General features: G+C 57.9%; 18 protein-coding genes. 17 read left to right on the forward strand and 1 reads right to left on the reverse strand.

From position 1 onward, the window contains the following. The 4 genes from AC0Z42_RS23465 to AC0Z42_RS23480 all read left to right on the forward strand — a co-directional run. The coding region (locus tag AC0Z42_RS23465) for an EF-Tu C-terminal domain-related protein (RefSeq protein WP_485470588.1) at window positions 1-678 on the forward strand (678 nt) is incomplete at its 5' end. Between the two features lie 179 nt (window positions 679-857). Further along, window positions 858-1,175 carry a 30S ribosomal protein S10 gene (gene rpsJ, locus AC0Z42_RS23470; RefSeq protein WP_010394389.1) on the forward strand — a complete coding sequence of 106 codons (318 nt, stop codon included), beginning with the start codon at window positions 858-860 and terminating at the stop codon, window positions 1,173-1,175. Window positions 1,176-1,614: 439 nt separating this feature from the next. Beyond that, complete coding sequence (locus AC0Z42_RS23475) at window positions 1,615-4,371, forward strand: TonB-dependent receptor plug domain-containing protein (RefSeq protein WP_485470589.1); 2,757 nt, start codon at window positions 1,615-1,617, stop codon at window positions 4,369-4,371. 139 nt (window positions 4,372-4,510) lie between these two features. Then, on the forward strand, window positions 4,511-5,356 hold the full coding sequence (locus tag AC0Z42_RS23480) for a DUF817 domain-containing protein (protein ID WP_485470590.1): 846 nt from the start codon (window positions 4,511-4,513) through the stop codon (window positions 5,354-5,356). 11 nt (window positions 5,357-5,367) lie between these two features. On the opposite strand, the gene AC0Z42_RS23485 is transcribed toward AC0Z42_RS23480, so the two are convergent. Continuing rightward, complete coding sequence (locus tag AC0Z42_RS23485) at window positions 5,368-5,928, reverse strand: tetratricopeptide repeat protein (RefSeq protein ID WP_485470591.1); 561 nt, start codon at window positions 5,926-5,928, stop codon at window positions 5,368-5,370. A gap of 209 nt (window positions 5,929-6,137) precedes the next feature. Here AC0Z42_RS23485 and creB point away from each other — a divergent pair, with 209 nt between their 5' ends. The 13 genes from creB (at window position 6,138) to rpsQ (ending at window position 14,744) form a co-directional block, all read left to right on the forward strand. Further along, window positions 6,138-6,851 (forward strand): two-component system response regulator CreB, encoded by a 714-nt coding sequence (creB, locus tag AC0Z42_RS23490; protein WP_485470592.1) that lies wholly within the window; start codon window positions 6,138-6,140, stop codon window positions 6,849-6,851. A 1-nt stretch (window position 6,852) separates the two neighbouring features. Beyond that, the gene (creC, locus tag AC0Z42_RS23495) at window positions 6,853-8,271 is read left to right on the forward strand and encodes a two-component system sensor histidine kinase CreC (RefSeq protein ID WP_485470593.1); all 1,419 of its coding nucleotides are present in this window, start codon (window positions 6,853-6,855) and stop codon (window positions 8,269-8,271) included. A gap of 82 nt (window positions 8,272-8,353) precedes the next feature. Further along, window positions 8,354-9,766, forward strand: coding sequence for a cell envelope integrity protein CreD (gene creD, locus AC0Z42_RS23500; RefSeq protein WP_485470594.1), 1,413 nt, complete (start codon window positions 8,354-8,356; stop codon window positions 9,764-9,766). Window positions 9,767-9,978: 212 nt separating this feature from the next. Then, window positions 9,979-10,635, forward strand: a complete 657-nt coding sequence (gene rplC, locus AC0Z42_RS23505) for a 50S ribosomal protein L3 (RefSeq protein WP_071079769.1) — start codon at window positions 9,979-9,981, stop codon at window positions 10,633-10,635. Window positions 10,636-10,638: 3 nt separating this feature from the next. Next, entirely contained in the window at window positions 10,639-11,259 is a 621-nt protein-coding gene (gene rplD / locus AC0Z42_RS23510; protein WP_065310151.1) for a 50S ribosomal protein L4, read from the forward strand. Then, complete coding sequence (gene rplW / locus AC0Z42_RS23515) at window positions 11,256-11,573, forward strand: 50S ribosomal protein L23 (RefSeq protein WP_010394398.1); 318 nt, start codon at window positions 11,256-11,258, stop codon at window positions 11,571-11,573. Before rplD ends, rplW begins: the two co-directional genes overlap by 4 nt. After that, on the forward strand, window positions 11,573-12,400 hold the full coding sequence (gene rplB, locus AC0Z42_RS23520; RefSeq protein WP_485470595.1) for a 50S ribosomal protein L2: 828 nt from the start codon (window positions 11,573-11,575) through the stop codon (window positions 12,398-12,400). The genes rplW and rplB overlap by 1 nt, the downstream gene beginning before the upstream one ends. Window positions 12,401-12,410: 10 nt before the next feature. Continuing rightward, complete coding sequence (gene rpsS, locus AC0Z42_RS23525; RefSeq protein ID WP_008444295.1) at window positions 12,411-12,686, forward strand: 30S ribosomal protein S19; 276 nt, start codon at window positions 12,411-12,413, stop codon at window positions 12,684-12,686. Then, window positions 12,683-13,015 (forward strand): 50S ribosomal protein L22, encoded by a 333-nt coding sequence (rplV, locus tag AC0Z42_RS23530; protein ID WP_170840583.1) that lies wholly within the window; start codon window positions 12,683-12,685, stop codon window positions 13,013-13,015. The genes rpsS and rplV overlap by 4 nt, the downstream gene beginning before the upstream one ends. 9 nt (window positions 13,016-13,024) lie before the next feature. Next, on the forward strand, window positions 13,025-13,849 hold the full coding sequence (rpsC, locus tag AC0Z42_RS23535; RefSeq protein WP_485470596.1) for a 30S ribosomal protein S3: 825 nt from the start codon (window positions 13,025-13,027) through the stop codon (window positions 13,847-13,849). Window positions 13,850-13,851: 2 nt separating this feature from the next. Continuing rightward, the gene (gene rplP, locus AC0Z42_RS23540; protein WP_010394411.1) at window positions 13,852-14,271 is read left to right on the forward strand and encodes a 50S ribosomal protein L16; all 420 of its coding nucleotides are present in this window, start codon (window positions 13,852-13,854) and stop codon (window positions 14,269-14,271) included. A 12-nt stretch (window positions 14,272-14,283) separates the two neighbouring features. After that, window positions 14,284-14,475 carry a 50S ribosomal protein L29 gene (rpmC, locus tag AC0Z42_RS23545; protein WP_065310321.1) on the forward strand — a complete coding sequence of 64 codons (192 nt, stop codon included), beginning with the start codon at window positions 14,284-14,286 and terminating at the stop codon, window positions 14,473-14,475. Beyond that, window positions 14,472-14,744, forward strand: coding sequence for a 30S ribosomal protein S17 (rpsQ, locus tag AC0Z42_RS23550; protein WP_485470597.1), 273 nt, complete (start codon window positions 14,472-14,474; stop codon window positions 14,742-14,744). The genes rpmC and rpsQ overlap by 4 nt, the downstream gene beginning before the upstream one ends. Window positions 14,745-14,994: the final 250 nt, after the last annotated feature.

Raw genomic sequence — 14,994 nt, forward strand, 5'->3', positions numbered from 1 at the left:
AAAGGTTCGGCACGTATGGCGCTGGAAGGCAAAGAAGGCGAAATGGGCGTTGACGCAGTGCTGCGTCTGGCCGATGCCCTGGATTCGTACATCCCAACGCCAGAGCGCGCTGTTGACGGTGCGTTCCTGATGCCAGTGGAAGACGTGTTCTCGATCTCGGGTCGCGGTACCGTTGTGACCGGTCGTATCGAGCGCGGCATCATCAAGGTCGGCGAAGAGATCGAAATCGTCGGCATTACCGATACCGTCAAAACGACTTGCACCGGCGTGGAAATGTTCCGCAAACTGCTGGACCAAGGTCAAGCAGGCGACAACGTTGGTCTGCTGCTGCGCGGCACCAAGCGTGAAGACGTGCAACGTGGTCAAGTGTTGGCAAAACCAGGCTCGATCAAGCCACACGCCCACTTCACCGGCGAGATCTATGTTCTGTCGAAAGACGAAGGCGGCCGTCACACGCCGTTCTTCAACAACTATCGTCCACAGTTCTACTTCCGCACGACGGACGTGACCGGTTCGATCGAGTTGCCAGCAGACAAAGAAATGGTCATGCCAGGCGATAACGTGTCGATCACCGTCAAGCTGATCAACCCGATCGCGATGGAAGAAGGCCTGCGCTTCGCTATCCGCGAAGGCGGTCGTACCGTTGGTGCTGGTGTTGTTGCAAAAATCCTGGCTTAATTCTCAAGCCCGCTAAAAAGAAGACGCGTCGTCGCCCGGCGCCCTTCTTTTTATTCAACTGCCGGGGTAGGCAAGCATTTTGGTGCTATCATGTCGACCCTGACGGTTGTTGCGTCAGAAAATCCCGTATTACCTCATTGCCGTGCAGACCGCGCGGTTCGTTCTTTTAAGGAAATATCATGTCGGCACCAAACCAGAAAATCCGTATCCGCCTGAAGGCTTTCGATTACAAACTGATCGACCAGTCCGCTCTGGAAATCGTTGAAACCGCGAAGCGCACCGGCGCTGTCGTCAAAGGCCCAGTACCACTGCCTACCCGTATTCAGCGTTTCGATGTGCTGCGTTCCCCGCACGTCAACAAAACTTCGCGCGATCAGTTCGAGATCCGTACGCACCAACGCCTGATGGACATCGTTGACCCAACGGACAAAACCGTTGACGCGCTGATGAAGCTGGACCTGCCAGCCGGTGTCGATGTTGAAATCAAACTGCAATAATCGATTTCACGGCGGTGGCCAGGTTCCCTGACCACCAGTCTGTAAAAACCGGGCCTGTTCGTGATCGAACCGGCCCGGTTTTTTTATTGCCGGACCCATGCTTGTCTAGACGTGTCGAACGGTGATGACTCGCTCTCCCCTATGACATACAGAAAAATTAATTTTAATTAATTATTAAATTTGAATGATATATGATTCCAGAAAACAACAAAGTGGCTGAAAAATGAGTCAATAAGCGCAATATCGGACTTTTCCCCTTTGCCAGGCTACGTCGATATGAGAAATTCATGTTGCACGCTAAGTAGACGTTCCTACAAGGAATGTCACTTGCTCGTGTCGACAATTCATACAATAAAACGACAGCTCGGGAGTAGTCTTGAACAAATCTGCAATCAACAAACCAGGTTTTAAAAAAAGCACCATTGCAATCGCATTGACCTTGGCATTTTCGCAACATGCATTTGCACAACAAGGTGCAGAACCTGTAGAAAAAATCCAACGCGTCGAAGTCACCGGCAGTAGCATCAAGCGTACCGAAGCGGAAGCGGCTGGCTCGGTCCAGATCCTGACCCGCGACGACATCGAGCGTACCGGCGAAACCACCGCGCTGGGCATCCTCAATTCCTCGTCCGCCATCAATACCTCGATCGACTCGGCCAACAGCAGCTCGGGCAGCTTTGCCACGGGTTCGTCGGCCGTCGGCATGCGTGGCCTGGGCAAGGTTGCCACCTTGGTGCTGGTCAACGGCCGCCGTATTGCACAATACGGCCTGGCTGACGGCGCACAACAGAATTTCACCAACCTGGATGCAATTCCAGCGTCCGCCATCGACCACATCGAGATCCTGAAAGACGGCGCATCGGCCATCTACGGTTCCGATGCGATCGCCGGCGTGATCAACATCATCCTGCTGAAAAACTTCGAAGGCGCGAAGATTACCGCCAACTACAAGGAATCGGACGGTTTCCAGGACCAGCGTAACCGTAACGTTTCCGGTATCGTTGGTTACGGCGATATCGACAAGGACGGTTTCAATACCTACCTGACCTATGAAGCGTACAAGAGCGACGGCTTCACCACCGGCGACTTGCAGAGCCACTATCCGGAATGGCACCGCCAGACCCCGGGTCGTTCGACCTGGGATGCGCTGAGCTCGTTCTCGCCTACCGGTAACTACTACCGCAGCAGCACCAACATCGTTGCAGCACCAGGCTGCCCGACCGCCAATATCGATCCGAAAGACGGCCTGTGCAAGATGGACGTCCTGCCGTACACCGGCCTGGCCACCAACGCCAAGCGCTATGCTGTGGCCAGCAACACGCACTTCCGCATCGGCAAGGATATCGACGCCAACTTCGAGATCACCAATGCCGGCGCCAGCAACGACTACATCGTTGCACCATTTAACGTCAGCAATGGCAGCGCCACCACCTCGTCGAGCACCTGGTATGACGCGATCAACGGCAAGATGGTCGGTCCGTTCTTCTATCCGAAGCTGCCAGTTGGCCACGCGATGAATCCTTATTCGGTTGCCACGGAATACCGTGCCCGCATGATGGACACCGGTAACGGCTTCAACTTCAACCGTACCGAGTCCGACCAGACCCGCGTGATGCTGACGCTGAACGGCGATATCGGCAACTTCGACTGGAAATCGGCAGCTGGCTACATGAACTCGAAAGCGACCAAGGCCACCCGTGCTGCCAGCGCCAAAGGTTACACCGACGCCATCGTCAACGGCACCTACAAGTTCGGCCAGCAAAACGACGCAGCCTTGCTCGAATCGATGTTCCCGGTCCGTACCACCAAGGGCGAATCGAAGATCGCGTTCATCGACGCGACCGTTTCCGGTGAAGTGGCGCAACTGCCTGCCGGTCCGTTGAGCATGGCATTTGGTACCGATATCCGCCAGGAAAAGTATGAAATGGCCAGCTCGGACAACGTGCTGCGTGGCGAACTGGTCGGCATCGCCGGTCTGCAAGTCAAAGACAAGATGGATCACTACGCGCTGTTCGCCGAAGCGACCATCCCTGTCATCAAGCGCGTCGAGCTGAACGCTGCGTTACGTGCCGACAAATCGACCAACAGCGACGTGCACTTCTCGCCGAAACTGGGCTTGCGCGTGAACGCGACCGACAACTTGTTGTTGCGCGCTACCGCATCGGGTGGTTTCCGCGCACCAAACGTCGTGGAAACTGGTAACGGCCTGGGCCGTAGCTCGTTCGCGACCAGCATCAACGATCCAAAACGCTGCTCGACCGCCAATACACTGAACAACCTGGTGCAAAGCAATCCGAATGCCACTACCGCCGACAAGGCGCAGGCCAACAGCTTCCGCAGCGGCGATTGCGTCGGTGGCGTGCCGACTTTCGTGTCGTCAAACAAGGATCTGAAACCGGAAACCTCGCGTTCGATCACCGCCGGCTTCGTGTTCGAGCCAGTAAAAAACTGGACCGTGGCACTGGACTACTACCATATCGAACGCAAGGACGAAATCGGTACCCGCGCGGTATCGGACATCCTGCGCGGCGAAGATAATCTGGCACCAGGTCAGTTGATTCGTGTCGACAACACCGCGGCCGATGCGCAATTCCTGGCACTGGTGAAAAAGTATGCTCCAGGCAATACCACCAACTTCGGTGGCGTTGGCGTGATCGGCCTGTTGTACAACCCATACGTCAACAGTGGCCGTACCCGTGCTTCGGGTTTCGATTTCGACGCGTCGGGTCGTTTCAACACCGCCATCGGCCAGGTCCGCCTGAAACTGGAAGGTACCTACCTGTGGAAATACCAGGAATTCAGCGTCACCGACAATGCCTATGACACCAATATGGCAGGTACCTACGACATGGGTTCGCGCCTGAGGACCAAGCTGCGCGCCAGCCTGAAATCGGGTGCCTTCGACCACGGCGTGACCGTCAACTACGCCAGCGGCTACAGCAACAACAGCCTGTCGTCGCCGACCTACTGTGCCACCAACAAGGTAGCAGCCGAAAACATGTCGGCTTGCGAACGCGTTGGCACCAACACGACGTTCGACTACAACCTGTCGTACAACGGTATCAAAAATACCCGTATCAGCCTGTACGTGGACAACCTGTTCGAAAAAGATGCGCCGATTCAATGGCGTGCCGGCTACGCCGACACGTTCCAGATGCGTCGTATCGGCGTCACCGCCAGCTACACCTTCCTCTGATCGGCGCCAGCTGACAGATGACCGCCCGGCAGCGATGCCGGGCAGATGAAAAACCAGGCCTTGCGCCTGGTTTTTTTTCGCCCGGCCGGGCTGGACGATAGCGCTTTACAGTGTGGCAGGCGGGCGCTAAAGTTGCCGCATGCTTGATACCCTCGATACCCATCTGTTGAATGCGGCGCCGCGCGGCGGCCTGCGCGGCTTTCCGCGTTTCCTGACCGAATTCGTATATTTCGGCATCAAGGAGGCGAGGGCCTGCCTGTTTGTCGGCCTGTTCTTCGCTGCCGTCTTCCTGGTGCCGCGCGCAGGACTGTTGGGCTTGCCGCGCTATGACGTGCTGCTGCTGGCGGCGCTGGCGATCCAGGGTGCGATGGTCTGGGGCAAGCTGGAAACCTGGGATGAGTTAAAGGCCGTTTGCCTGTTCCATGTGGTCGGTTTCGCGCTGGAGGTGTTCAAGGTCTCGGGCAGCATCCAGTCCTGGAGCTATCCCGATTTCGCCTGGAGCAAGGTGTTCGGCGTGCCGCTGTTTTCTGGCTTCATGTACGCGGCCGTCGGCAGCTACATTATCCAGAGCTGGCGCCTGCTTGACATGCGCATCCGCCACCATCCGCCGTACTGGATGGCGGTCACGATCGCGCTGCTGATCTATGCCAATTTCTTCACCCACCACTATATCGGCGACTACCGCTGGTACCTGGCCGCCTGTGCACTGGGCCTGTATGCGCGCACCACGGTGGTGTTCCGTCCGCTCGACCGCGACCGCAGCATGCCCTTGCTGGTTGGCTTCGTGCTGGTCGGCTTTTTCATCTGGCTGGCCGAAAACATCAGCACCTTCTGGGGCGTGTGGCGCTATCCGAACCAGCTTGGCGCATGGTCGGCGGTGCATGTCAGCAAATGGAGTTCATGGTCGCTGCTGGTGGTGATGACGTTTACCATCATCGCCCACCTCAAGCACATCAAGCACAGCATCCACGTGGCGCGCGCCTAGTTCGGCAAGCCTTATTTCAGGACAGCGGCCGTCTCCAGGAAGCGCTTGCCGAGCGCCGCCTGCGGGCCGCCCTGCAGCTGTTTCGCGTACTGGCGCAGCACTTCGGCCGAGTAGGTGCGCGAGGTGTCGGACATCTTGTGCAGCACTGGCAGCGAGCGTTCCAGGTAGGCGCTGCCTTCCTGCCATTTGCCTTGCGCCGACAGTGCCGAGGCCAGTTCCACCAGGCGCCGGCCGATGCGTGCGTCGCTGCGCGGCAGCGCTGCTTCTTCGGTCGCCAGCGCCTGCTTGTACAGCGTTTCGGCTTCCACATGCTTGCCCAGCAAGCGCTTGATGCGGCCCAGGTTGTACTGGCGCTGCGACAGCAGTTCATCTTTCGCGCCGGCCTTGATGGCGCTGTCGAGCGCCTGCTTGCAAGCGGCTTCCGCTTCGGCCAGCTGGCCCTTGAGTTCGGCTGCATTGCAGGCATCGTGCTGCACGCTGGAGGCGGCGATCGCAGGGGCAGGGTCGGGGGTGGTGGCGCAGGCGGCCAGCAGGCTGGCGGCGCATAACAGGCTGATGGTGGATGTCTTCATGATTTCCTCGTACGGGCGGTGGACACAGGTGCATTTCTTGGGAAGGTATGGTTGAATATACTATAACTAGTTTATTGTGAGCATTTTTTTGCAGACATATGCGAGCTGCCCCACACGCTCCATCGCACGCAGTGCGCCAGTGTTGCGATTGACGCTGTTTGTCCGCTTCAGGGATACTGCGCTTCTGTTCATCCCTTACGGCGCCGCCAATGACCCGCACCATCCTGATTGTAGAAGATGAACAGGCGATTGCCGACAGCATTGCCTATGCCCTGCGCACCGACGGTTTCACGCCGCGCCACGTCATGCTTGGCGAGCAGGCGCTTGCCGTCTTGCGCAGCGCCAGTGAAACCGACACTGCGCCACAGCTGGTGGTGCTCGATATCGGCCTGCCCGACATGAGCGGGCTGGAAGCGTGCCGCCAGCTGCGCCGCTTTTCGGATGTGCCGGTGATTTTCCTGACCGCCCGCAGCGATGAGATCGACCGCATCGTGGGGCTGGAAATCGGCGCCGACGATTACGTGACAAAGCCGTTTTCGCCGCGCGAACTGGTGGCGCGCATCCGCGTCATTTTGCGCCGCGCCGGTGCCACATCCGCGCCTGTTGACGCTGGCAAGCCGATAGTGACGCGGTCAAGCGCCTTTGAATTGCGCGCCCTGGAAGCGCGCGTGCTGTTCCACGGGCAGCCGCTCGAACTGACCCGCTACGAATACCTGCTGCTGAAAACCCTGCTCGAGCATCCCGGCCACGTGCTGTCGCGCGCGCAGCTGATGGAGCGCGTCTGGAGCGGCGCGCCCGACACGCTCGAGCGCACGGTCGACGCGCATGTCAAATCCCTGCGCGCCAAGCTGCGCGCCGTCGAGGCGCAGGAAGACACGATCCAGACCCACCGCGGCCTTGGCTACAGCCTGGCGGGCGCCTGACATGAAAATCGGCCTGCGCATCCTGTGCGGCTACTTCCTGGTGGTGGGGCTGGCTGCGTGGTTCCTGCTCAATGTGTTCGTGGAGCAGGTCAAGCCAGGCGTGCGCTCGACCCTGGAAGACACGCTGGTCGACACTTCGCAGCTGCTGGCCGCGCTGGTGGCGGATGATATGCGCGATGGCCGGCTCGACGATTCGGTGGTGTTGCAGCGCATGCAGCATTACGCGCAGCGCGCCATCGACGTCAATATCAACGGCGTGCGCAAGCGCACCCTCGACTACCGCATCACGATCACCGACCGCCATGGCCTGGTGCTGTTCGATACCAGTGGACGCGATGTGGGAAAAGATTACTCGCGCTGGAATGATGTGTATCTGACCTTGCAGGGCAAATACGGCGCGCGCAGCACGCGCGCCAACCCCGACGACGAGATGTCGACCGTGATGCACGTGGCCGCACCGATACGCGCTGGCGGCGACATTATCGGCGTGCTGACGGTGGCCAAGCCGAACGCTAGCGTGCAGGCCTTTGTCGAGCGCAGCCAGCGCATCATCCTGCAGCGCGGCGCGATCCTGCTGCTGCTGTCCTTGTTGATCGGCCTGGCGTTCGCCTGGTGGTTGCACCATGCGCTGGGTAAGCTGATGGACTATATCGCGTCGGTGGAGGCCGGCCGCAAGGTGGCGCTGCCGGCACTGGGCAACAGCGAGATCGGCATCCTGGGCCGCGCGCTCGACGCCATGCGCACGCGCCTGGAAGGCAAGGAATACGTCGAGCAGCTGATGCACACCCTGACGCATGAACTGAAAAGCCCGATCGCCGCCATCCAGGCCTCGGCCGAACTGCTGCAGGAAGACATGCCGGCTGACGAACGCACGCGCTTTCTGGGCAATATCCTCGAGCAGAACGCGCGCCAGCGGCAGCTGATCGACAAGCTGCTGGCCCTGGTGCGGGTGGAAAAGCAGCAGCGCCTCGATGCGCCTGAGCCGATCGCAGTGGCGCCGCTGCTGGCGCAGGTAGCGCAGGATGCCAGCGCCTCGCTGGCGGCGCATGGCGTGCTGCTGGAGGTAGCGGCCATCGATGCGTTCGTGCCCGGCGACGCCTTGCTGCTGCGCCAGGCGCTGGGCAATCTGCTCGACAACGCGATCGGCTTTGCGCCGCCCGGCAGCCGGATCGATTTGCAGGCCACCCTGGCAGGGCAGGGGGTCGTGATTGGGGTGCGCGACCGTGGCGAGGGCATCCCTGCCTATGCGCAGGAGCGCGTGTTCGAGCGCTTTTATTCCTTGCCGCGCCCGTCTGCGGGAAAAAGCACCGGCCTGGGCCTGCCGTTCGTGCGCGAGGTGGCCCTGCTGCATGGCGGCACAGTCGAGGTGGGCAACCATGAAGATGGCGGCGCGCTGGCACGGCTGTGGCTGCCGGCGTAAATATTGTCGCGCTTCACACGCAACGCATCATCAGCGCATACAGGTTCTTCAGACTGGCCGCCTTACCCATGAGGAATGCGCCATGCAAAAAACTTTACTCATCAAAGCACTGATCGTGTTCGGCCTGATGCTGCTGATCGGCCTGCCCCTGCTGATGATCCAGCAGACCATCAAGGAGCGCATGCAGTTCCGTCAGGAGGCCGTTGACAGCATCGCCGCCGATTCGGTGCGCGAGCAAACCATTATCGGCCCGATCCTGGTGATACCGTATGTGGAGCAGTACGACGAGCGGGTCGAGATCGCCGCCGACAAGGACCAGAAGAGCAGCGTGCCGGCGCGCACCCAGGTGCAGCGGCGCATCATGCAGCGCCGGTTGCTGGTGTACCCGAACAATTTGCAGCAGAACGGCACGATCGAGACCGACCGTCGCTACCGCGGCATTCACCAGGTGCTGGTGTACAGCGGCCAGCATGCCTTCAAGGGCGACTTCACCGTGCCCGGCCTGGAGCAACTGCCACGCAAGACGGCGGACGCGCGCATCGCCGTCGGCCAGCCTTTCATTGCGCTGTCGATCGAGGATGTGCGCGGCATCCGCAATATCCCGAAGATCGACTGGGGCGGGCGCCTGATCGAGTTCGAGCAGGGCAGCGACCTGTTTGCCTTTCGCAGCGGCCTGCATGCGCCGCTGGGCGCCATGCCTTTGGCTTCCGCGCAGCAGGTGAAATTCAGCTTCGAGCTGGGCTTGGACGGCATCGAACGCCAGCACTTCGTGCCGGTGGCGAAAAACAGCCAGATCAGCATCAAGTCGAACTGGCCGCACCCGCAGTTTGGCGGGCGCTTCCTGCCGTCGCCGAAGAATCGCCAGATCGACGCGCAAGGTTTCAGCGTCGCCTGGAATATCTCGTCGCTGGCGACCAATGCGCAGACGCAGCTGTCCAGCATCGAGGGCGAATTCAAGGTGCCCGACAGCGCGCCGCTGGGCCAGGTCGACCGCTTCAGCGTCGGCTTCATCGAGCCCGTCAACGTGTATTCGCAGTCCGACCGCGCCACCAAGTACGGCCTGCTGTTCGTGGCGCTGACGTTTGCCGCCTTTTTCATCTTTGAAATCCTGAAAAGCCTGCCGATCCACCCGGTGCAGTATCTGCTGGTCGGCCTGTCGCTGGTGATCTTCTTCCTGCTGCTGGTCAGCCTGGCCGAGCACATTGCTTTCCTGTACGCGTATCTGGTTGCCAGTGCGGCCTGTATCGCGCTGACCAGTTTTTACCTGACCCATGTGCTCAGGAGTGCGGCGCGCGCGCTCGGCTTCGGCGTGGCCTTGACACTGCTATATGGCGCCCTGTATGGCCTCTTGAACTCGGAAAACAATGCGCTGGTGCTGGGCAGCATCCTGCTGTTCGCGGTGCTGGCGGCGGTCATGGTGGTGACCCGCAAGGTCGACTGGTACCAGGTGGGGAAGGGTGTTGTTGCAGTGCCCGCAAAGGCGCATGAACAGTAGATTTGTGGTACCTTGGCGCTCCTTCGCGGCAATGCCGGCAACTTGCCGCGAAGCGCACAACAACACTTTGACATACCTCGTGTTAACTTGTTGCGTCAAGGGTTTTTGTGCTATATACTAGCCGGCTTCGGTATGGATTCGTCCTTTTTTGAGTCCTACGTTATTTGTAGTTAAACAAGCCCCGCCCAATCGCAGGTGGGAATGGAGAAAAAATGAGCCTAGGCCTTCTCGGTCGCAAGGTTGGTATGATGCGCATTTTCACGGACGAAGGGGATTCGATTCCTGTCACCGTGCTGGACGTATCGAACAACCGTGTTGCGCAAATCAAAACCCCTGAAACAGATGGCTACTCCGCTGTTCAGGTCGCATTCGGTCAACGTCGCGCTTCCCGCGTGACCAAAGCTGTTGCTGGTCATCATGCTAAAGCTGGCGTTGAAGCCGGTACTCTGTTGAAAGAGTTCCGCGTTGATGCTGCTAAAGCCGCCGAATTGAAAGCTGGCGATGTTGTCGCCGCTTCCCTGTTCGAAGTCGGTCAAAAGATCGACGTGCAAGGCGTTACCATCGGTAAAGGCTATGCAGGCGTTATCAAACGTTACCACTTCTCTTCTGGCCGTGCCACGCACGGTAACTCGCGTTCGCACAACGTTCCAGGTTCCATCGGTATGGCGCAAGATCCAGGTCGTGTTTTCCCTGGTAAGCGCATGACCGGTCATCTGGGTGACGTTAATCGTACGATCCAGAACCTCGTGATCGCCCGTATCGATGCCGACCGTCAGCTGCTGCTGGTCAAAGGCGCGATTCCAGGCGCGAAAAATGGCCAGGTAGTTGTCTCGCCAGCCATCAAAACCAAAGCCAAGAAGGGAGCTTAAACGATGGAACTCAAGCTTCTGAATGCGCAAGGTCAAGCCGGCTCCAATGTCGTCGCTGCTGATGAAATTTTCGGTCGTGATTACAACGAAGCGCTGATCCACCAAGTCGTGATCGCTTATCAAGCGAATGCACGTAGCGGTAACCGCAAGCAAAAAGACCGTGAAGAAGTTCACCACACGACCAAAAAGCCATGGCGCCAAAAAGGTACCGGCCGCGCTCGTGCTGGTATGTCGTCGTCGCCACTGTGGCGCGGCGGTGGTCGGATTTTCCCGAACTCGCCTGACGAAAACTTCACCCACAAAGTGAACAAAAAAATGTATCGCGCAGGTGTCTGCTCGATCCTGTCGCAGCTGGCTCGCGAAGAGCGCCTGATCGTCATCGACGATCTGACGATCGACGCGCCAAAAACCAAGCTGCTGTCGCAAAAATTGAACGGCCTGGGCTTTGATTCGGTTCTGATCATCACCGACGTTCTGAACGAAAACCTGGAACTGGCATCGCGCAACCTGCCTAACGTACTCGTCGTTGAGCCACGTCACGCAGACCCGATGTCCCTGGTGTTCTACAAGAAGATCCTGGTCACCAAAGCTGCACTGGCCAAGATTGAGGAGATGCTGGCATGAGCGCGATTTTGAAACATAGCGAAGAACGCTTGATGAAGGTGCTGTTGGCGCCCGTGATTTCCGAAAAGGCCACCATGGTCGCGGAAAAGAACGAGCAAATTGTATTCCGCGTACTGCCGGATGCAACCAAGCCTGAAATCAAGGCAGCAGTCGAACTGCTGTTCAAGGTCGAAGTCCTGTCCGTGCAAACTGCAAACCGCGAAGGCAAGCAAAAGCGCACCGGCAAATTCAACGGCCGTCGTAACCATACCAAGCGTGCTTTCGTGTGCCTGAAACCTGGCCAGGAAATCAACTTCTCCGAGGAGGCTGCATAATGGCACTCGTTAAGATGAAACCAACCTCGCCAGGCCGTCGCGGCATGGTAAAGGTGGTGAACCCGGACCTGTACAAAGGTCGTCCGTTCGCTGCCCTGGTTGAAAAGAAATCCAAGACCGCTGGTCGTAACAACAACGGTCACATCACCACCCGTCATATCGGTGGTGGTCACAAGCAACACTATCGCCTGATCGACTTCAAGCGCACCAAAGATGGTATTCCAGCGAAAGTGGAACGTATCGAATACGATCCAAACCGCACCGCGAATATCGCTCTGCTGTGCTACGCCGACGGCGAGCGTCATTACATCATCGCAACCAAAGGCATGTCGGTTGGCGACAGCGTGATGAACGGTTCGGAAGCGCCGATCAAATCGGGTAACTGCTTGCCAATCCGTAACATCCCGGTCGGTACCGTGATGCATTGCGTCGAAATGCTGCCAGGTAAAGGTGCCCAAATGGCACGTTCCGCCGGCGCTGGCGTCGTGCTGATGGCTCGTGAAGGCGTGTACGCTCAAGTGCGTCTGCGCTCGGGTGAAGTACGTCGCGTGCACATCGAGTGCCGTGCTACGGTTGGTGAAGTCGGTAACGCCGAGCACAGCCTGCGTAAAATCGGTAAAGCTGGCGCGATGCGCTGGCGCGGTGTTCGTCCTACCGTTCGCGGTGTGGTCATGAACCCGGTCGATCACCCGCACGGTGGTGGTGAAGGTAAAACAGCAGCTGGTCGTCATCCAGTTTCGCCTTGGGGCCAACAGACTAAAGGTAAGAAGACACGCAGCAACAAGCGTACTACTTCCATGATCGTCTCGCGCCGCGGCAAGAAATAAGGGGTAGCACATGACACGTTCATTGAAAAAAGGGCCGTTCTGTGACGCCCACCTGGTGAAAAAAGTTGAAGCTGCGCAAGCTGCCAAAGACAAAAAGCCAATCAAAACCTGGTCGCGTCGTTCGACAATCATGCCTGACTTTATCGGCCTGACGATCGCGGTTCATAACGGCAAGCTGCACGTGCCGGTTTATGTTTCCGAAAACATGGTTGGTCACAAGCTCGGCGAATTCGCACTGACCCGTACGTTCAAGGGTCATGCAGCTGACAAAAAGGCTAAGAAATAATGGAAACCAAAGCTATCCTCAAAGGTGTGCGCCTGTCCGACCAAAAAGGTCGCCTGGTTGCTGACCTGATCCGTGGCAAGAAAGTTGACGCAGCACTCAACATCTTGCAATTCAGCCCGAAAAAAGGTGCTGCGATCATCAAGCGTGTTCTGGAATCGGCAATCGCCAATGCGGAACACAACGATGGCGCGGACATCGACGAATTGTTCGTGAAAACGATCTACGTCGAAAAGGGCCCGGTCCTGAAGCGCTTCACCGCGCGTGCAAAAGGCCGTGGCGACCGTATTTCGAAACAATCCTGTCACGTTTACGTGACTGTCGGTAACTAAGGAGCCACGATGGGTCAGAAAATTCATCCAACCGGTTTCCGTCTGGCGGTCACCCGTAACTGGGCTTCGCGCTGGTATGCAGGCAACGGTAATTTCGCTGCCATGCTGAACGAAGACTTGAAAGCACGTGCTTACCTGAAAAAGAAACTGAAGAACGCTTCGGTTGGCCGCATCGTTATCGAGCGTCCTGCCAAGAACGCGCGCTTCACGATCTACAGCTCGCGTCCAGGCGTGGTCATTGGTAAAAAAGGCGAAGACATCGAAGTACTGAAGTCCGCGCTGACCAAGATCATGGGCGTACCTGTTCACGTGAACATCGAAGAAATTCGCAAGCCTGAAATCGACTCGCAACTGATCGCCGATTCGATCTCGCAGCAGCTGGAAAAACGGATCATGTTCCGCCGCGCCATGAAGCGTGCAATGCAAAATGCAATGCGCCTGGGTGCACTCGGTATCAAGATCATGTCGTCCGGCCGTCTGAACGGTATCGAAATCGCGCGTAAAGAATGGTATCGCGAAGGCCGCGTGCCTCTGCATACCCTGCGCGCCGATATCGACTACGGTACCAGCGAAGCATTGACGACCTACGGCATCATCGGCGTCAAAGTGTGGGTATACAAAGGTGACCGCGCGCCTAACGGCGATGCACCAGTTATCGATACCCCGGCTGACGAGAAGAAAAGCCGCGGTCCGCGTCGTGACGATGGCAAGCCAGCTGGCCGCCCGCGTCCAGCCGGCGCCGGTGCGAAACCATCCACAGCACCAGGTGCACGTGTGCGTACCGCCGCTAAACCGGCCGTCGCAGCAGCACCAGCTGAGAAAGCAGGAGAATAATCATGCTGCAACCAGCACGCAGAAAGTATCGTAAAGAGCAGAAAGGCCGTAACACCGGTATTTCGCACAGCCGCGGCACCGCCGTGTCGTTTGGCGAATTCGGTCTGAAGGCAGTTGCGCGCGGTCGTATCACTGCACGTCAAATTGAAGCGGCGCGTCGTGCAATGACGCGTCACATCAAGCGCGGTGGCCGTATCTGGATCCGTATTTTCCCGGACAAACCGATTTCGAACAAACCGGCTGAAGTCCGTATGGGTAACGGTAAAGGTAATCCTGAGTACTACGTCGCTGAAATTCAGCCAGGCAAAGTACTGTACGAAATGGATGGCGTTGATGAAGCGCTGGCACGGGAAGCCTTCCGTCTTGCCGCCTCTAAACTGCCACTGGCGACGACGTTTGTCATTCGCCAAGTCGGCCAATAATTGGAGTTGAATATGAAAGCAACTGAACTCCGCGGCAAAGACCAGGCAGCTCTGCAAAAAGAGCTGAATGACTTGTTGAAGGCACAGTTCGGCCTGCGTATGCAAATCGCTACGCAACAGCTGAGCAACACTTCGCAGCTCAAGAAGGTACGCCGCGATATCGCGCGTGTGAAGACGGTAATGAATCTGAAGGAAGCCAAATGAACGAACCAGTGAAACAGTCGCTCAAGCGCACGCTGATCGGTAAAGTGGTATCCGACAAGATGGACAAGACCGTTACCGTTCTGATCGAGCGCCACGTAAAACATCCTTTGTATGGCAAGATCATCATGCGCTCGAACAAGTATCACGCGCATGACGAAACCAACCAGATCAAAGCCGGTGACACGGTAGAGATCCAGGAAGGTCGTCCGATCTCCAAAACGAAGGCATGGACGGTGACACGTGTGGTTCAAGCCGCACCCATCGTTTAAATAAAAACCACCGTTTCGGCGGTGGCTTTTAATTAGTACTTGCAGGCCCGCAAATTGTATGTAATACTTGCGGGCTTCGTTCATGTAACGCCGCAAAGTGTCTGGCCACAGACATAGCTCCGCGGTCAGTTGATGTATGAAGGTCATGCACCCAAACAGTGAAGCCCAGCAGGGCGGCTCTGGCGGGACCAAGACTGACCGCGGGTCTACATTGTGTGGATTCTTCGGCTTAAGTTGGGAAAGAGAATAC

The organism is Janthinobacterium sp. 1L-D-8-B-C4 (assembly GCF_057291295.1).